This window comes from Rhodococcus olei (assembly GCF_039540555.1).
Classification (GTDB): domain Bacteria; phylum Actinomycetota; class Actinomycetes; order Mycobacteriales; family Mycobacteriaceae; genus Rhodococcus_G; species Rhodococcus_G olei.
Genome location: NZ_BAABFB010000018.1, coordinates 40,064 through 57,456, shown reverse-complemented (window position 1 = coordinate 57,456; position 17,393 = coordinate 40,064). Strand labels below are relative to the sequence as shown.

At 70.4% G+C, this 17,393-nt stretch carries 16 protein-coding genes; 1 reads left to right on the top strand and 15 read right to left on the bottom strand.

Translation table 11 applies throughout. The features are described 5' to 3' along the window. Nucleotides 1-6: 6 nt before the first annotated feature. Together ABD951_RS03370 and ABD951_RS03365 are read right to left on the bottom strand one after the other, a co-directional pair. Nucleotides 7-1,437: a WS/DGAT/MGAT family O-acyltransferase gene (locus tag ABD951_RS03370; RefSeq protein ID WP_345342129.1), complete on the bottom strand. Its 1,431-nt coding sequence runs from the start codon at nt 1,435-1,437 to the stop codon at nt 7-9. Further along, nucleotides 1,434-1,898 carry an HAD-IA family hydrolase gene (locus tag ABD951_RS03365; protein ID WP_345342127.1) on the bottom strand — a complete coding sequence of 155 codons (465 nt, stop codon included), beginning with the start codon at nt 1,896-1,898 and terminating at the stop codon, nt 1,434-1,436. The genes ABD951_RS03370 and ABD951_RS03365 overlap by 4 nt, the downstream gene beginning before the upstream one ends. Before the next feature lie 184 nt (nt 1,899-2,082). Here ABD951_RS03365 and ABD951_RS03360 point away from each other — a divergent pair, with 184 nt between their 5' ends. After that, complete coding sequence (locus ABD951_RS03360; protein ID WP_345342125.1) at nt 2,083-2,607, top strand: Rv3235 family protein; 525 nt, start codon at nt 2,083-2,085, stop codon at nt 2,605-2,607. Nucleotides 2,608-2,625: 18 nt separating this feature from the next. Here the strand turns inward: ABD951_RS03360 and secA are convergent, their stop codons facing one another. From secA to ABD951_RS03295, 13 genes are all read right to left on the bottom strand, one after another. Further along, nucleotides 2,626-5,496: a preprotein translocase subunit SecA gene (secA, locus tag ABD951_RS03355; RefSeq protein ID WP_345342123.1), complete on the bottom strand. Its 2,871-nt coding sequence runs from the start codon at nt 5,494-5,496 to the stop codon at nt 2,626-2,628. 173 nt (nt 5,497-5,669) lie between these two features. Further along, complete coding sequence (gene hpf / locus ABD951_RS03350; protein ID WP_345342121.1) at nt 5,670-6,338, bottom strand: ribosome hibernation-promoting factor, HPF/YfiA family; 669 nt, start codon at nt 6,336-6,338, stop codon at nt 5,670-5,672. Nucleotides 6,339-6,514: 176 nt separating this feature from the next. After that, nucleotides 6,515-7,174: a ComF family protein gene (locus ABD951_RS03345; protein WP_345342119.1), complete on the bottom strand. Its 660-nt coding sequence runs from the start codon at nt 7,172-7,174 to the stop codon at nt 6,515-6,517. A 40-nt stretch (nt 7,175-7,214) separates the two neighbouring features. Further along, complete coding sequence (gene lpqB, locus ABD951_RS03340) at nt 7,215-8,975, bottom strand: MtrAB system accessory lipoprotein LpqB (RefSeq protein ID WP_345342231.1); 1,761 nt, start codon at nt 8,973-8,975, stop codon at nt 7,215-7,217. After that, complete coding sequence (mtrB, locus tag ABD951_RS03335; RefSeq protein ID WP_425569763.1) at nt 8,975-10,690, bottom strand: MtrAB system histidine kinase MtrB; 1,716 nt, start codon at nt 10,688-10,690, stop codon at nt 8,975-8,977. Before mtrB ends, lpqB begins: the two co-directional genes overlap by 1 nt. 14 nt (nt 10,691-10,704) lie before the next feature. Further along, nucleotides 10,705-11,379 (bottom strand): MtrAB system response regulator MtrA, encoded by a 675-nt coding sequence (mtrA, locus tag ABD951_RS03330; RefSeq protein ID WP_345342115.1) that lies wholly within the window; start codon nt 11,377-11,379, stop codon nt 10,705-10,707. Between the two features lie 4 nt (nt 11,380-11,383). Next, entirely contained in the window at nt 11,384-12,049 is a 666-nt protein-coding gene (locus ABD951_RS03325) for a dTMP kinase (RefSeq protein ID WP_345342113.1), read from the bottom strand. An 82-nt stretch (nt 12,050-12,131) separates the two neighbouring features. Next, nucleotides 12,132-13,613, bottom strand: coding sequence for an adenosylhomocysteinase (gene ahcY, locus ABD951_RS03320; protein ID WP_345342111.1), 1,482 nt, complete (start codon nt 13,611-13,613; stop codon nt 12,132-12,134). A gap of 207 nt (nt 13,614-13,820) precedes the next feature. After that, nucleotides 13,821-14,432, bottom strand: a complete 612-nt coding sequence (locus ABD951_RS03315) for a TetR/AcrR family transcriptional regulator (protein WP_345342109.1) — start codon at nt 14,430-14,432, stop codon at nt 13,821-13,823. Between the two features lie 42 nt (nt 14,433-14,474). Continuing rightward, nucleotides 14,475-15,719 carry an NAD(P)/FAD-dependent oxidoreductase gene (locus tag ABD951_RS03310; RefSeq protein ID WP_345342107.1) on the bottom strand — a complete coding sequence of 415 codons (1,245 nt, stop codon included), beginning with the start codon at nt 15,717-15,719 and terminating at the stop codon, nt 14,475-14,477. Next, complete coding sequence (locus ABD951_RS03305) at nt 15,716-15,889, bottom strand: rubredoxin (protein ID WP_345342105.1); 174 nt, start codon at nt 15,887-15,889, stop codon at nt 15,716-15,718. The genes ABD951_RS03310 and ABD951_RS03305 overlap by 4 nt, the downstream gene beginning before the upstream one ends. Further along, nucleotides 15,889-16,053, bottom strand: coding sequence for a rubredoxin (locus ABD951_RS03300; RefSeq protein ID WP_345342103.1), 165 nt, complete (start codon nt 16,051-16,053; stop codon nt 15,889-15,891). Before ABD951_RS03300 ends, ABD951_RS03305 begins: the two co-directional genes overlap by 1 nt. Next, nucleotides 16,053-17,270, bottom strand: coding sequence for an alkane 1-monooxygenase (locus tag ABD951_RS03295; RefSeq protein ID WP_345342101.1), 1,218 nt, complete (start codon nt 17,268-17,270; stop codon nt 16,053-16,055). Before ABD951_RS03295 ends, ABD951_RS03300 begins: the two co-directional genes overlap by 1 nt. Nucleotides 17,271-17,393 lie beyond the last annotated feature (123 nt).

Here is a 17,393-nt window from a genome sequence, read left to right as displayed (position 1 = left end):
TTCCCCTTACCGGCAGGCTTCCACCAACTCGTCGAGCGCTTCGTGCACGGACGCGGTCAACACCTCGATGTCCGACATCGCGTCCCGGTCACCGTTCAAACCGTAGTAGACGTGGCCGTCGTAGGAGGTCAGGCCGATGCTCAGCGCCTGGTTCCGGATCAGCGGCGAGACCGGGTACGTCTCGAGCAGCTGGACACCACCGAGGCACAGCGTCGCCTGCGGACCCGGCGCGTTGGTGATCATCACGTTGAACATGCGCTGCGACAGCCCGCTCGCCATCCGCAGTCCCATCGCGTGCAGCGTCGCAGGCGCGGTCCCCGACACCCGCACCAGCGCCTGCGCGGTCACCGTGCGGTTCTGCCGCGTGTGCGCCTCGGTGGCGTGCGCGATGTGCGAGAGCCGCACCACCGGGTTCGGCTCCCCGACCGGCAGGTCGATCAGCAACGACGACGCCCGACGCTCGACGCCGGGCAGGTCGTCCCGGACCGCGACCCCGACCTCCGGTCCGCCGTCCCGCGGGCCGTCGCTGGGCAGATAGACGGCGATCGGCACCATCGCCCGCACGGTCGAGAACGCGGTGACCGGCTCGCCCCGCGACAACAGCCAGGTCCGCAGCGCCCCGGTCAGCACCGACAGCGTCACGTCGTTCACCGAGCAGCCGAAACGGGCCCGGATCGCCCGGTAGTCCTCGAGCGACGTCTTCGCGGTCGCGAACCGGCGGTTGCGCGAGATCGTCGCGTTCAGCGGCGTCGAGGGCGCCGCGGTGGCCGCGGTGCGCAGCAGGGCGGCCACGTTCCCGGCCACACTGGTGGCCGTCCCGACCAGGTCGCCGACGAGCGTGCGGATGGTCGCCACCCCCTCGGCGGGCCGCGTGATCATCTCCGCCAGCGCGCCCGCCACCAGTTCGGCCTGACGCGGCTCCCGGCCGGGCATCCACAGTTCCTCGGCCACCTCCCGCGGGTCGGCGCACTCGTCGAAGATCACCTGTCCGATCTCCAGTGCGGTCATGCCGTCGACGAGCGCGGAATGCGACTTCGTGAAGATCGCGATCCGGTCGTCGGCCAACCCCTCGACGAGGTACATCTCCCACAGCGGCCGACTCCGGTCCAGCGGCCGCGACGTCAACCGGGCCACCAGGTCGTGCAGCTGTTCGTCCGACCCCGGCTTCGGCAGCGCCGATCGCCGCACGTGGTAGGTGATGTCGAAGTCGCGGTCGTCGACCCACACCGGTCGTGCCAGCCCGAACGCCACCTCCCGCACCCGTTGCCGGTAGCGCGGCACCAGCGGCAACCGCCGCTCCACGTGCGTGAGCAGCTCCTCGTAGTCGAGCCCGCCCTCGGGTGCACGCAGGATCGCGAGCGAGCCGAGATGCATCGGCGTGCTGCTGCCCTCGAGGAAGTAGAAGGACGCGTCCTCCGTCGTCAGTCTCCCGGTCATCCTGTTCCCGTGCCCCCTGTCTCCGACTGCCGCTCGACCCCGGTCCCGCGCCGCCCCGCCGCGGCGACCCGGTCGAGGTCGAACAGTATCCGCAGTTCCGCCGCGGTCGTCGCCGCGTCCACGTGGTGCACACCCACCATGCCCACCGCGACCGCGCCGCGCACGTTCACCGCCAGGTCGTCGACCATCACGCACTGCCCCGGATCGACCCCCAGCACCTCGGCCACGTGCCGGTAGATCCGCGCGTCCGGTTTCGCCGCACCGACGTCCCCCGACAACACCACCGCGTCGACGAACGCGCCACCGAGGTCCCGCAGCACCTGCCCGCCCGGTCCACCGGGGTCGTTGCTGAGCACCGCGGTCCGGACGCCGCGGGCCCGCAGGTCCGCGACGGCACCCGCGAGCACCGCCGCGTCCGGCCCGTCCAGGACGCCGCCGAAGTCCACCACCAAGCCCCGCATGCCGCCCACCCTAGGGCCGCGCTCCCCCTCGCGCGCGTCGGGTGACGCGGAACCCCTGCGGAGAATCGGAATTCGTGCGATCCTCGGCACCGTCCGGACTCTCCCCGGGCTCGATGCACCACCCCGCGCGCCGCCTGGCGTACGGGTCGTCGAGCGCGCCGCCGGCGCGAGGAGGAGAGCACCCGTGAGGACATTCGTGACGGCCGCGCCCGCGACCGAACCCCCGGCCGCCGCGGCGCCGGCGCCCGCACCGCGGTGCCCCCGACGTCCGGACCTGCACGCCCCTCGCCGCGTCCCCCATCACGCGGTGACCCCGCGGTCCCGCCGGCCCGCATCCGCCCACGCCCCGGACACCCCGGTGACCGCGTCGCCGGACGCGCATCGATTCGCCGAGGTCGCGCTGCGGCTGACCCTCGAGGTGCTCGACCGTCGCCGCCAGCCCCACCAGTTGCGCACGATGCTGGCCGCCGCCCCGCTCGGGCTCGTGTCGGCGCTGGCCCGCGCCGACTCGCCCGGTCGTCGGCTGGGTGCCGCGCAGCTGCGGCGGATCCACCTGCGACCCACCGGCCCCGGCGCCGTCGAGCTGTTCGGCAGCTACCAGCGCGGCGACCGCACGTTCGCGGTCGCCGGACGGATCGAACGCGCCCCGGTCACCGGAGGAACCGGTGACCGGGGCGGCTGGGTGTTCACATCGCTCCAGGTGGGGTGAGCACGCCCACCCCGTCGGTCAGCGCTTGCGCTTGGCGCCCTTGCGGCCGTCCCGCTCGGCCTGACGCCGCTCCCGCCGGGTGGGGCCGACGGTGTGCGCGGGCTCGCCGGTCGTGCGCACCGCCGCGGTGCCGTCCTCGGCCGGTCCGGAGAAGGTCAGCCGGGTCTCGTCCTCCTCGTCGAGCCCCTTCGCCCGCAGCGCGGCCGGTGCCGCGGTCCGGGCCGCCTCGGCCGCGGCCTCCTCGGTCGGCAGCGGCGCGGGCTCGGTGCGGGGTGCGGGCTCGGTGTGCGGCGCGGCCTGACCCGTCGCGGCGCCGGTGTCGTTGCGCGCCGCGGCCGCGGCGGCGGTCCACCCGGACTGCTCCTGGGCCGGAGCGGCCTCGACCTGCAGGTTGAACAGGAATCCGACCGATTCCTCCTTCAGGCCGTCGAGCATCGCGGTGAACATGTCGAAGCCCTCCCGCTGGTACTCGACCAGGGGGTCGCGCTGCGCCATCGCACGCAGGCCGATGCCCTCCTTGAGGTAGTCCATCTCGTAGAGGTGTTCGCGCCACTTGCGGTCCAGCACCGACAACAGCACGCGGCGTTCGAGCTCCCGCATCCCGTTCTCGCCCGCGATGGCGTCGATCTGCGCCTCGCGCGTGGCGTACGCCGCGCGGACGTCGTCCAGCAGCGCCGCCCGCAGCTCCTCGCGGGACAGGTCGCCGCGCTCCCCGTGCTCGGTCTCACCGGTCAGGTCCCGATGGTCGATCCCGACCGGGTACAGGGTCTTCAGTGCCGTCCACAACTGGTCCAGGTCCCAGTCCTCGACGTAGCCCTCGGCGGTCGCACCGTCCACGTAGGCGGTGACCACGTCGGTGATCATCTTCTCGACCTGGCCCTCCATGTCCTCGCCGGCGAGGATGCGGTGACGCTCGTCGTAGATGACGGTGCGTTGCTGGTTCATCACCTCGTCGTACTTGAGGACGTTCTTGCGGATCTCGAAGTTCTGCTGCTCGACCTGGGTCTGCGCGCTCTTGATCGCCCGGGAGACCATCTTCGCCTCGATCGGCACGTCGTCCGGCAGGTTCAGGCGGGTCATGATCGTCTCGAGCGCGGCACCGTTGAACCGGCGCATCAACTCGTCGCCGAGCGACAGGTAGAAGCGGGACTCGCCCGGGTCACCCTGACGGCCGGACCGGCCACGCAGCTGGTTGTCGATACGGCGCGACTCGTGCCGCTCGGTGCCCAGCACGTACAGCCCGCCGGCCGCCCGCACCAGCTCCGCGTCGGCCTTGACCTGCGCCTTGATCTCGTCGAGGGCGCCGTCCCAGGCGGCCTCGTACTCGTCGGGGGTCTCGACCGGGTCGAGACCCTGCTGGCGCAGGTGCACGTCGGCGATGATGTCCGGGTTGCCGCCGAGGACGACGTCGGTACCGCGACCGGCCATGTTGGTCGCGACCGTCACCGCACCGGTCCGGCCGGCCTCGGCGACGATCTGCGCCTCCTTCTCGTGGAATTTGGCGTTGAGCACGTTGTGCGCGATACCGCGCTTGGTGAACTGCCGCGACAGGTACTCGGAACGCTCGACGCTGGTCGTGCCGATCAGGACCGGCTGACCCTTGGCGTGCCGTTCGGCGACGTCGTCGACGACGGCGGCGAACTTCGCCTCCTCGGTCTTGTAGATCAGGTCACCCTGGTCGACCCGGACCATCGGCTTGTTCGTCGGGATCGGGATGACGCCGAGCTCGTACGTCTGGTGCAGCTCCGCCGCCTCGGTCTCGGCGGTACCGGTCATGCCGGACAGCTTGTCGTAGAGCCGGAAGTAGTTCTGCAGCGTGATCGTGGCGAGGGTCTGGTTCTCGGCCTTGATCTCGACCTTCTCCTTCGCCTCGATGGCCTGGTGCATGCCCTCGTTGTAGCGTCGCCCGACCAGGATGCGGCCCGTGAACTCGTCGACGATGATGACCTCACCGTCCCGGACGATGTAGTCCTTGTCGCGCTGGTAGAGCTCCTTGGCCTTGATCGAGTTGTTCAGGTAGCTGACCAGCGGCGAGTTGGCGGCCTCGTACAGGTTCTCGATGCCCAGCTGGTCCTCGACGAACTCGACGCCGGACTCGTGCACGCCGACGGTGCGCTTCTTGATGTCGACCTCGTAGTGGACGTCGCGCTTGAGCAGCGGCGCGATGCGCGCGAACTCGCCGTACCACTTGCTGGACGCGTCGGCGGGGCCGGAGATGATCAGCGGGGTGCGGGCCTCGTCGATGAGGATCGAGTCGACCTCGTCGACGATCGCGAAGCTGTGGCCGCGTTGCACCAGGTCGTCGAGGGTGTGCGTCATGTTGTCGCGCAGGTAGTCGAAGCCGAACTCGTTGTTCGTGCCGTACGTGATGTCGGCCGCGTACGCGTCGCGGCGCTGCGCCGGTGTCATCCCGGACAGGATCACGTTGGTCTCGAGCCCGAGGAACCGGTGCACGCGCCCCATCCACTCGGAGTCGCGCTTGGCCAGGTAGTCGTTGACGGTGACGACGTGCACGCCGTGGCCGGCGATCGCGTTGAGGTACGCGGGGAGCACGCAGGTCAGGGTCTTGCCCTCACCGGTCTTCATCTCCGCGACGTTGCCGAAGTGCAGGGCGGCGCCGCCCATGATCTGCACGATGTAGTGCTTCTGACCGAGCACCCGCGACGACGCCTCACGCGCGACCGCGAACGCTTCCGGCAGCAGCTCGTCGAGCGACTCGCCCTTCCCGTACCGGTCGCGGAACTCGGCGGTCTTGCCCCGCAACTCCTGGTCGGACAGCGCCTCGTACTCAGGGGAGAGGGAATCGACGTGCTCGGCGATGTGCTTGAGCCGCTTGACCATGCGACCTTCACCAACACGGAGCAGCTTGGACAGTGACAGCGACGGCACGGGCTTGGACGTCCTCATTCTCGACGGGCAGGTGGGTGATCCGGCCGGTTTCGCAGCAGGATCCGGTCGAGGGAGCGTATCCCTCGACCGGATCCCATCGTAGGCGCTCAGTCGGCCGATCGAGGCGATCGACCGCTCATTCTTCTCAGTTACTCAGGCTCGACGGGCCGGACTCACGCCAGCCGGATCAGGCCGTAGTCGAACGCGTGGCGGCGGTAGACGACCGACGGACGGTCCGTCTCCTTGTCCTGGAACAGGAAGAAGTCGTGCCCCACCAGTTCCATCTCGTACAAGGCGTCGTCAACGCTCATCGGCACCGCGGAGTGCACCTTCGTGCGGACGATCTGCCCCGGACCCTCGGGCTGCTCGGGCTCGAGCGACAACTCGGGCGAGATGCCCAGCGAGTCGTCCCGCGCCAGGGCAGCGGTCGCCTCCGCGACCGACACCGGCGTCTTGTCGCCGTAGTGCACGCGCCGACGGTCCTTGGTCCGGCGCAATCGGGCCTCCAGTTTGGAGGTGACACTTTCGAACGCTGCGTAGAAGCTGTCGGCGGACGCCTCCGCCCGTACGACGGGACCCTTCCCGCGTGCGGTGATCTCGACCCGTTGGCAGTTTTTCGCCTGCCTGCGATTGCGCTCGTGCTGGAGCTCGACGTCGAAGTGGTAGATCGTCGGATCGAAGCGCTCGAGTCGGGCGAGCTTCTCGGATACGTAAACCCGGAAATGGTCCGGGACCTCCACATTGCGGCCCTTCACCACGATCTCAGAGCTTGGGGCTTCGAATTGCTCAGTGGTTTCTGCAGCGTCCTGAACGAAAACAGATGCTGTCGAAGGGGTCGTCACGCGTACCTCCCGATAACGGCCGAGCCAAGAAATTGACCTGCGGCGGATGAGCTACGCCGGGAAGGGGACCGCCCGGCGTCAGGGTTCGGAACTATCACCTCCCCACCGGTTCGTCGGCTGTGGTGGCGACGGTAGTACGAGTTCGATCGGAGTGCCAGCATTCGCGCCGAATCGCGTCATGCGGCGGTGATCACGACGACCGCATCGACCCGCACTCCCCACGCGGCGAGCGCGCGAACGGACTCCGCTGCGGTCGCCCCGGTGGTCAGCACGTCGTCGGTGAGCACCACGCAGTCCGACGGACCCGACGCCCGCACCGGCGCGACCCGGATCCGCCCCGACAGGTTCGCGACCCGCTCCCGAGCCGACAGACCGACCGAATCCCTCACTCCCCCAGCAAATTCCAGAATCCGCGCCACCCGAACCGGTTCGGGCGCCAGCGCAGCCGCCGCCGACGCCGCGACCGCGGACACCGGATCGCCGCCGCGGACGCGCGCCGCCCGGGACCGGGTCGGCGCGGGCACGACGGTCAGCCGGGCCAGTTCCGGTGGGTCGATCTCGCCACCCGCGCGAAGGCTGCGCACCGCGTTCGCCAGCGACACGCCGAACGGCCCCGCCAGGTCCCGCCGGCCCCGCTCCTTGGCCGCGATCACGGCGGCGCGGCGGGCGCCGGTGTGCGTGCCGAGTGCCCACACGGGCACCCCCGGATCGACGCGGGGCGACACCGCGATCGGTTCCCCGGACAGCTGCGCGGCACACCGGCGGCACCACAGGACGCCCGCCGTACCGCAGCCCCCGCACTCGCGGGGCAGGACCAGATCCAGCAACGCGCGCATGCCGGGCAGTGTGCACCGAGGCACCGACACCCGGCCGCGGTCAGCCGGGCAGGACCGGAATCGCCTTGACCCCGGTCAGTCCGGGGACCTCGCGCCAGTACCGGTCCCCGACCGGGTCGCCGGCGTTCAACTGGAACACCGCCCGCGAGTCCGCGACGAACGTCGTCGTGGGGGTCGAGTCGACGGAGGTCACCGGGGGCGTCAGGTTGCGGCTCGGCAGCGCGTCCATCCGCGAGCCGTCGACGGCCACGGTGACGACCGGAATGTCCGATGCCGCCCGCGCCACCACGATCGACTCGCCGCTCGACCAGTCGAGGGCGACCGCCGGGCTGCCGAGACCGACGGCGATCGGGCGTGCACCGGTGAGCCCGAAGCTGCCGTCGGCGCGCTGGACGACGGTGATCACGTACACCTTGCCGTCGATGACGGCCGCGGCGCGCACCCCGTCGCGGGACAGCCGCAGTTCGGTGATGTTCGTGCCGAGCGACGCGATCGCGGTGGTGTCCACCGGCTCCGCGACGACCTCCCCGTTCGCGGCGCGCGTCACGCGGACCACCTTCGAGCCGTCGACGACGGTCCACACCGCGGTGTCCCCGAGCGCCCACGTCGGTCTCGTCAGCGTCGCACCCTCCACCGCCGGGGTCGCGAATCCCTCCACCGGCCCGACCATCAGCGCGGCCGACTGGTCTGGTCCCGACCGCGACGTGCCTGCCACCGCCGCCGCGAGTTTGCCGTCCCTCGACAGCGCGATCGACCGCAGCCCCTGCGCCGTACCGAAGTACCCGGGGAGCGACTCGACGCCGCTGTCGCTCACCCGCACGAGTGCCCCGTCACGCAGTGCGTGGAGCCCGACCGGCGCCGACGTGGAGGTCGCCGGGTTCAACGACGCCACGTCCGCCGTCGTCCACCCGTTCGGGAACCGGTCGTCGAGTGGCTTGCCGTCCCCGATGAGCACGTACGGGCCCGGGATCTCCGCGTTCGCCAGCGTCCACACCACCTGCGCCGCCATCCGGTCGCGGCTGACCACGTCCAGCGGGCCGGTGCCCTCGAACTCGATGCGCAGGCCGCCGAAGCCGACGCCGACGGCGGCGCTGCGCCCGTCCGCCTTGGTGATCGGATCCTTCAGCGTCACGTCGGTCAGCTGGTTCGACACCGCCCCGGTCAGGGAGGCCTTGGGTCCGTCGATCAGCATCCGGATCAGCGTCGCCGCGGTGTTCTGCGGCTCCGACGCGATCCACCGCAGGTCCGGTACCGCGGCGGTCCCGGTCGGGTCGAGGAAGTACAGCGCCTTGCGCTGGTAGGTCTTGAGGAACTGCGCGCGGTCGAGGATCACGCCCGGCGGCAACCCGTCGATCCGCCACTCCCCGTCCGTCCGAACCAGCCGGATCGTGGCGTCGAAGCTGCCGTCGACCGCGCGGTAGACACCACCGGGATCGAGTTCCCCCACTCGGTTCGCCCGGACCGTGTAGTTCGCCTTGTCGCCGGATCGGGACTCGGGGAGCACGTCCACCTTGTCCACGATGGAGGTCCCGGCGGCGTCGTCCCACGTCGCCGCGGCCGCCGGGGTCAGGAACTGGCGGGCCGCGGCGTGCCGGTCGGCGGGGTCGGTGCTGGCGGCGAAGGAGTCCCGCAGCAGCAGGTCGGGTTCGCGGCCCGGGGTCGGCGCCGGGACCTCGGCGTTCACCGGTTCCCGTGCGATCGTCCCGATCGCCTGGGGGGTCGACGAGTTCGGCACGCTGGCGCAGCCGCCCAGCAGGAGGGCGGCCGCCGCGAGCGTGACGCACACGCCGCGCCGCCGCATCACGGACGCCGCTCCCGCAGCACCGGCACGCTCGCCGCTTCGTCCGGGTCGAGCGGCTCCGCCTTCGACGGGGCCGGGTCGGGTTCGGACGCGGCCCGCTCCGGGGTCCCGGCGACCGGTCGTTTCGCGGTCGGCGGCCGCAGCGGCAGCGGGCTGCTGGTCACCTTGTGCCCCCGCACCAGCGGCAGCGTCAACCGGAAGCACGCACCGACACCGGGTTCCCCCCAGGCCTCGAGGCGGCCGTCGTGCAGGCGCGCGTCCTCGACGCTGATCGCCAGTCCGAGACCGGTGCCGCCCGACCGCCGGACCCGTGACGGATCCGAACGCCAGAAGCGGTTGAACACCAGCTTCTCCTCACCGGGGCGCAGGCCGACACCCTGGTCCCGCACGATGAAGGCGGCCGCGTCGTCGTCGGCCCGCAGCCGCAGCAGCACCGGCTTGCCTTCGCCGTGGTCGAGCGCGTTCGCCAGCAGGTTCCGCAGGATGCGCTCGACCCGGCGCGGGTCGACCGTCGCCATGACCGGTTCCTCGGGAAGGTCGACGATCAGTTCGGTGCCGGTCTCCCGGGCCAGGTGCCGGATCGTGGACACCGCCGCCCGGGCACTCATCCGCAGGTCCAGCTTCTCGGCGGCGAGCTCCGCGACACCGGCGTCGTGCCTGCTGATCTCGAGCAGGTCGTTCAGCAGCGACTCGAACCGGTCGAGTTCGGCGACCAGCAGCTCCGACGACCGCCGCAACGCGGGGTCGAGGTCGGCGCTGGCGTCGTGGATCAGATCGGCGGCCATCCGGACCGTGGTCAGCGGGGTCCGCAGCTCGTGACTGACGTCGGAGGTGAACCGCTTCTGCAGGTTGCCGAACTCCTCGAGCTGGGCAATCTGTTTGGACAGCGACTCGGCCATGTCGTTGAACGACATCGCCAGTCTCGCGATGTCGTCCTCACCGCGCACCGGCATCCGTTCGCGCAGCTTCCCCTCGGCGAAGCGTTCGGCGATCCGTGACGCGGACCGGATCGGGAGCACGACCTGACGCGCGACGATCAGCGAGATCGCGGCGAGCAGCACCAGCAGCACCGCACCGCCGATCAGCAGGGTGCTGCGCATCAGCGAGAGACTGCGGTCCTCGCTGGCCAACGGGAACACCAGGTACAGCTCGAGGTTGGGGATGTCGGTCACCACCGGGCTGCCGACGATCAGCGCCGGACCCGAGTACCCGTCGGGGTCGGCGACGGTCGAGAACTGGTAACTGATCTGACCGTTGTGGACGAAGTCGCGCAGATTCCGGGGAATCTGGTCGGCCGGCCCGGCGCTCGCGGTGGTGTCCGGCGGCGTGCCGACGATCAGCACCGGATCGAAGGTGCCCGCCGCCCCGGACGCGGGACCGGCGTCGGAGTTGCGGTTCGTCAGCGACGCCCGGGCCCCGTCGAGCCGGGTGCTCACCGCGGCCGTGTCGTCGGAGCCCACGAGTTCACTCTGCACGGTGCCCCGGGCGCGGTCCATCTCCTCGGTGGCCGCCGAGATCTTCGCCTCGAGCAACCGGTCGGTGATCTGGCTGGTCAGCACGACACCGAGGATCGTGATGACGACCAGCGACAGGGTCAGGGTCGAGACGACCACGCGCAGCTGCAGCGACCGGCGCCACAGGTGCGCCAGCGACCGGCTCGTGTTCCGGAACCGGCGGAGCAACGGTGTGAAGGTGCCGTTGATACGGCGCCGCATACGGGTGGAACGGATCACGGCGGTCCGGCCTTGTAGCCGACCCCCCTGACCGTCAGTACCACCTGCGGGTTCTCCGGATCGGTCTCCACCTTCGCGCGCAGACGCTGCACGTGGACGTTGACGAGGCGGGTGTCGGCGGCGTGCCGGTAACCCCACACCTGTTCGAGCAGCACCTCGCGGGTGAACACCTGTCGCGGCTTGCGTGCCAGTGCGACCAGCAGATCGAACTCGAGCGGCGTCAGCGCGATCAGCTGCCCCTCCCGCGTCACCTTGTGCGCGGGGACGTCGATCACGATGTCGGCGATCGAGAGCAGTTCGGCCGGCTCCTCCTCGGTGCGCCGCAGCCGGGCCCGCACGCGTGCGACGAGTTCCTTCGGCTTGAACGGCTTCATCACGTAGTCGTCGGCGCCGGATTCGAGACCGAGCACGACGTCGACGGTGTCGGTCTTCGCGGTCAGCATCACGATCGGCACGCCGGAGTCGGCGCGCAGCACCCGGCAGACGTCGATACCGTTCATGCCCGGCAGCATCAGGTCGAGCAGCACCAGATCCGGACGGATCTCCCGCACCGCGGTCAACGCCTGGGTTCCGTCCCCGACCACGAAGGGCTCGAATCCCTCCCCTCGCAGGACGATGGTGAGCATCTCGGCGAGTGCCGTGTCGTCGTCGACCAGAATGCGTGGCTTCATGTCTCTATCGTGTCACTCCGGACGCCGCCCGACGCTCATTGGTGACCTGGGCGGCGAGTTGTGCCGGGTCGACGTCGGCGCCGACCACGGTCCACCGGGAGATCCACGCCCGCGCGGCGAGCCCGTCGTACACCTCACCGGTGCGTTCCTGGAGTCCCGCGTCCCTCTCGTACGCGTCACGCTGACGGTCCGCCTCGGTCCCCGCGCGGTCCTTCGCGCGCCGGGCGGCCAACTCCACCGGGACCTGCAGCAGGATCTGCAGGTCCGGCCGGGGCAGGTCGAAGCGACCGAATTCGAGCTCCTCGATCCAGTCGACCGAGGGCCCGTCGGCACCCTCGTGCTTGCGTGCGGCGGTGTAGGCGGCGTTCGAGGCGACGTAGCGGTCCAGCAGCACCACGTCGTGGGTGGCGATCAGTTCCCGCAGTTCGTCGGCCGCGTCACGGCGGTCCAGCGCCCACAGCAGCGCCATCGCGTTCACACTGCCCGCGGTGTCCCCGTGCCTGCCGTGCAGGGCCTCGGCGCCGAGGTCGGCGCAGGCGGACACCCCGTAGCGCGGGAAGGCCAGCGTGGCGACGGTCGATCCGTCCGCGCGCCACGCGGCGACGAGCGCGTTCGACAGCGTCCGCTTGCCGGCCCCGTCGAGGCCTTCCAGCGCGATCAGGATTCCCACGATCGCCCAGGGTAGTGCCATTCGCGCCGGTGAGTGAACTTCACCCCGATCGGGGTGAAGTTCACTCACCGGCGCCGGCCGATCAGTAGCGGTAGTGCTCGGGCTTGTACGGGCCCTCGACGTCGACGCCGATGTACTCCGCCTGGTCCTTCGACAGCTTGGTGATCGAGCCGCCGAGCGCGTCGACGTGGATCCGCGCGACCTTCTCGTCGAGGTGCTTGGGCAGGCGGTACACCTCGTTGTCGTACTCGTCGGGCTTGGTCCACAGCTCGATCTGCGCGATGACCTGGTTCGAGAAGCTGTTGCTCATCACGAACGACGGGTGCCCGGTGGCGTTGCCGAGGTTCAGCAGCCGGCCCTCGGACAGCACGATGATGCTGTGGCCGTCGGCGAACGTGAACTCGTCGACCTGCGGCTTGATGTTGACGCGGGTGACGTCGGCGGCCCGCTCGAGGCCGGCCATGTCGATCTCGTTGTCGAAGTGGCCGATGTTGCCCAGGATCGCCTGGTGCTTCATCCGCTTCATGTGCTCGAAGGTGATGATGTCCTTGTTGCCGGTCGCGGTGATGACGATGTCGGCCCAGCCGATCGCCTCCTCGACGGTCTTGACCTCGAACCCGTCCATCAGCGCCTGCAGCGCGTTGATCGGGTCGATCTCGGTGACCGCGACCCGGGCGCCCTGGCCGCGCAGCGCCTCCGCGCAACCCTTGCCGACGTCGCCGTAGCCGCAGACGAGCGCGGCCTTGCCGCCGATCAGCACGTCGGTGCCGCGGTTGATGCCGTCGAGCAGCGAGTGGCGGGTGCCGTACTTGTTGTCGAACTTGCTCTTGGTGACCGAGTCGTTGACGTTGATCGCCGGGAACGTCAGCTCACCGGCCGCGGCGACCTGGTACAGCCGCAGCACGCCGGTGGTGGTCTCCTCGGTGACGCCCTGGACGGACTCGGCGATCGTCGACCACTTGGACTTGTCGGCCGCGAGCGAGGCGCGCAGCAGCGCCAGGAAGACCTTGTACTCGTCGGAGTCGTGCTCCTCGTCGGTCGGCGGGACGACGCCGGCCTTCTCGAACTGCGCACCCTTGAGCACGAGCATCGTGGCGTCGCCGCCGTCGTCGAGGATCATGTTCGCGGGCTCGCCCGGCCAGGTGAGCATCTGCTCGGCCGCCCACCAGTACTCCTCGAGGGTCTCGCCCTTCCACGCGAAGACCGGGGTGCCCTTGGGCTCCTCCGGGGTGCCGTGCGGGCCGACGACGATCGCCGCGGCGGCATGGTCCTGGGTGGAGAAGATGTTGCACGACGCCCAGCGCACCTCGGCGCCGAGCGAGGTGAGGGTCTCGATCAGCACGGCGGTCTGGACGGTCATGTGCAGCGACCCGGAGATGCGCGCACCCTTGAGCGGCTGCACCTCGGCGTACTCGCGACGAAGCGCCATCAGACCCGGCATCTCGTGCTCGGCGAGGCGGATCTCCTTGCGGCCGAACTCGGCGAGCGAGAGATCCGCCACCTTGAAGTCGATTCCGTTGCGGGTCTCCGCGACACACTTGTTCTCAGACACTGAGGTCGTCATCTGCCTCTCCTGGTAGCCGATATCTCCGTAGAGGCTACCGGGCACCGCGACCCCGGACGCGGTCCCAGCGCGTGTCTCCCGATCGGTGCCGGTTCACGACCCGCCGCGACCCACTCGCCCCGCCACGGGCGAGGCCCGGTCCGCGTCGCGGTGCCGGGCCTCGGTGCACCGCCGCCGACGGCGGCGTCGGCACGCGGGAGACACGCGTCAGGCGCCGGACCCGACGATGGCCTCCGCGAAGGGCCCCATCAGCGCGGACAGATCCTCGGCGACGTTGCTCCGCGAGGACGGTGGCATCGAGATGTAGCTCAGGGCCAGGCGGACGATCCCCCGGCTGAGGATGCCCGCCATGCTCGGTGCGGCCTGAATCCAGCTGCGCTGGAACGTCTCCGAGAGCCGCTCCGCACCCCGCTCGAGGATCGGAGCGCTGTCGGTGGTGATCAGGCGCAGCAGGTCCGGCTTGGCCTCACCGGTGAGCAGCGACCGCACCAGCGGGTCGGCGGCGCTCAGTTCGAAGAAGTCCGTGAACCCGCGAACCAGTGCGTCGTGCGCCGCTCCCGGGTGCGCGTACACCGCGTCGTCGACCACGTCGACGAACCGGTCGACGAGCCGCAGCGCGTACGCCTGCGCCAGGCCCTGCCGCGACTTGAACTCGTTGTAGACGGTCTGCCTGCTCACACCGGCCGCGCCCGCGACGTCGGTCATCGTGACCTCGGACCAGTCCTTGTCGACCAACAGGTCCCGCATCGCGTCGAGAACCGAGTCCCTCAGGAGCATGCGTGAGGCCTGCGGGTACGGGACTCGGGTCTTCTGTGCCATGCCCGCGAGGGTGGCAGCTGTCGCGTGGACCGTCAACGCGGCTCACCCCACCGTGACCGGGGCCACGCCCAGCGCGCCGAGGTCCACGTCCTCGTCGGCGAGCACGGCCGGGGCGATCGTGGGGTGGTCGGCGATCAGGTTGCGGGCCGCCCGAACGTCTTTCGGCCGTCCGATCGTGACCGCACCGACCAGCCGGCCGGACCGCCTGGTGAGCACCGTGAAGTCCCGCCCGTCGACATCACCGCGCACGATCAGCTCGTCGTCGGCGCGGGGCCATCCGGCGACCTGCAGATTCACCCCGTACTGCGACGACCAGCACCACGGCACGTCGCGCCACGGATCGACCTCGGCGCCGGCCAGGTCGGCGAGGATCGCCCGCGCCGCCGCGGCGCCCTGCGCCTGCGCGGTGTTCCAGTGCTCCGCGCGATCGCGGCCGCCCAGAACGAGATTCGGGCAGTTCGCGACGTCGCCGGCCGCGTACACCCCGGGCCGGGAGGTCGCGAACCCGGCGTCGACGACGATCCCGTCGTCGACGGCAAGTCCTGCGCGTTCGGCCAGTCCGGTGTCGGGCACGGTCCCGACCGCCAGCAACGCCGCCCCCGCCGACCACTGCCGGCCGTCGGCGGCGACGGCACGCGCCCCGCCCGCGCCGTCGGTGGTCAGTTCGGCCAACTGCACGCCGGTGTGCAGGGCCACGTCGTTCTCCCGGTGCAGCCGCTCGTAGAGCGCGCCGACCACCGGCGGGAGCACCCGGTGCAGCGGGGCGGGCGCGGCCTCGAGGACGGTGACCTCGGCGCCGAGGCTCCGGGCGGTGGCCGCGACCTCCGACCCGATCAGCCCGGCGCCCACGACCAGCACGGAGTTGGTGCGGCCGATCGCCGCACGCAACGGCTCGACGTCGCCGAACGCACGCAGCGTCAGCGCCGCGCCGCCCGCGGTGTGTGCGATCTCCCGGGCCCGCCCCCCGGTCGCGAGCAGGAGGGCGTCGTACCCGAGGGCCTCACCGGTGCTCAGCTCGACCACCCGGCGGTCGGGGTCGACCGACGCCACCGCGACACCGGTGCGCACGTCGATCTCCCGCTCGGCCCAGTACCCGGCCGGACGCAGCCACGACCGCTCGGCCGGGATGGATCCGGCGAGCAGGTCCTTCGACACCGCCGGTCGCCGGTACGGGGTGGCCGGGTCCTCGCCGAGGACCGTGACCGACCCCGAGAACCCCTCGGCCCGTAGCGTTTCGGCGGCCGTGATGCCCGCGACACCGGTGCCGACGATCACCACTGCGCTCATGGCCGGGCGACCTCGACCATCTCGAAGTCGGCCTTGGCCGCACCGCAGTCGGGGCAGCTCCAGTCGTCGGGGATGTCGTCCCAGCGGGTGCCGGGCGCGATGCCGTCCTCGGGCCAGCCGAGTTCCTCGTCGTACTCGAATCCGCACTGGACACAGCGGTAGAGCTTCATCACGCGTTCCTCTCGAAGTCGATCTTCTCCCGGACCCCGCAGTCCGGACAGCACCAGTCGTCGGGAATCGAGTCCCACGGCGTCCCGGCGGGAAAACCCTCGCGCGGAGCGCCTTTCGACTCGTCGTAGACGTATTCGCACACCGGGCAGCGGTAGGCGCTCATCACGCCACCCCGTACTTCGCGTGGAGGCGCTCGCGCTTGGCGGGCTGGACGTTGACCCGGGTGATGTCGCCCGAGTAGTGCTCGAGGACCCGGTGGTCCATCACCTTGCGCCAGATCGGCGGGAAGTAGGCCAGCGTGATCATGCTCGCGTAGCCGCTCGGCAGGTTCGGCGCGCCGTCCATGCTGCGCAGGGTCTGGTAGCGCCGGGTCGGGTTCGCGTGGTGATCACTGTGCCGCTGCAGGTGGTACAGGAAGATGTTCGTGCAGATGTGGTCGGAGTTCCAGCTGTGCACCGGGGCGCACCGCTCGTACCGGCCCGACGCCGTCTTCTGCCGCAGCAGGCCGTAGTGCTCGAGGTAGTTCACGGTCTCCAGCAGGGAGAACCCGTACACCGCCTGAATCACCAGGAACGGCAGCACCTCCCAGCCGAATCCGGCGGTCAGCGCGGCGAAGAGAACCACCGACATCAGCCAGGCGTTGAGCACGTCGTTGCGAATCGTCCACGGGGACTTGCCGAGCCGCTCGAGGCGCACCTTCTCCAGTTCCCACGAGGATTTCAGGCTGCCCCACACACTGCGCGGCAGGAAGGCCCAGAAGGTCTCGCCGAAGCGCGCGCTGGCCGGGTCCTCGGGCGTGGAGACCCGGACGTGGTGGCCGCGGTTGTGCTCGATGTAGAAGTGCCCGTACCAGGTCTGGGCGAGGGTGACCTTCGACAGCCAGCGCTCCAGCTCGTCCTTCTTGTGGCCGAGCTCGTGGGCGGTGTTGATGCCGATGCCGCCCATCGCGCCGATGCTCAGCGCCAGGCCGACCTTCGACACCAGACCGAGCCCACCCTCGATGCCCAGCCAGCTCAGACTGTCGGCGGACCACAGGTAGCAGGCGAACACCAGGCTGACGAGCTGGAACGGAATGTAGGCATACGTGCAGTAGCGGTAGTACCGGTCGTTCTCGAGCTGTTCCATCACCTCCTCCGGCGGGTTCTGGCCGTCCGGACCGAAGAACACGTCGAGGACGGGGAGCAGCAGGTAGACGAGGATCGGCCCGATCCACCACCAGATCGGCGACACCGCGGTGAGCCCGAGTTCGTTGAACGACCACACCAGCGCGGTGGCGATGAAGATCGCGGTAGGCGGGACGAGGCCCAGCAACCACAGGTGACGCTTCTTGTCCCGCCACTGCACCGGGGACTGCGCCCCCACTTCCGTTCGGCTTCGCACCGCTACCTCCCGTTCGACGACTCACCACGATGTGAGGTGGACCACGTACGAGTGGACACTATCGCATCATTTGTCGCCGGTCTAGACAAACCATCGATGTTTGTAAACTCCAGGCGGATCGGG

Coding starts and splice junctions, on each gene's coding strand:
- ABD951_RS03370 (WP_345342129.1), bottom strand. CDS start 1,437: ATGACCGGGAGACTGACGACGGAGGACGCGTCCTTCTACTTCCTCGAG.
- ABD951_RS03365 (WP_345342127.1), bottom strand. CDS start 1,898: ATGCGGGGCTTGGTGGTGGACTTCGGCGGCGTCCTGGACGGGCCGGAC.
- ABD951_RS03345 (WP_345342119.1), bottom strand. CDS start 7,174: ATGCGCGCGTTGCTGGATCTGGTCCTGCCCCGCGAGTGCGGGGGCTGC.
- lpqB (WP_345342231.1), bottom strand. CDS start 8,975: ATGCGGCGGCGCGGCGTGTGCGTCACGCTCGCGGCGGCCGCCCTCCTG.
- mtrB (WP_425569763.1), bottom strand. CDS start 10,690: ATGCGGCGCCGTATCAACGGCACCTTCACACCGTTGCTCCGCCGGTTC.
- mtrA (WP_345342115.1), bottom strand. CDS start 11,379: ATGAAGCCACGCATTCTGGTCGACGACGACACGGCACTCGCCGAGATG.
- ahcY (WP_345342111.1), bottom strand. CDS start 13,613: ATGACGACCTCAGTGTCTGAGAACAAGTGTGTCGCGGAGACCCGCAAC.
- ABD951_RS03315 (WP_345342109.1), bottom strand. CDS start 14,432: ATGGCACAGAAGACCCGAGTCCCGTACCCGCAGGCCTCACGCATGCTC.
- ABD951_RS03310 (WP_345342107.1), bottom strand. CDS start 15,719: ATGAGCGCAGTGGTGATCGTCGGCACCGGTGTCGCGGGCATCACGGCC.
- ABD951_RS03305 (WP_345342105.1), bottom strand. CDS start 15,889: ATGAAGCTCTACCGCTGTGTCCAGTGCGGATTCGAGTACGACGAGGAA.
- ABD951_RS03300 (WP_345342103.1), bottom strand. CDS start 16,053: ATGAGCGCCTACCGCTGCCCGGTGTGCGAATACGTCTACGACGAGTCG.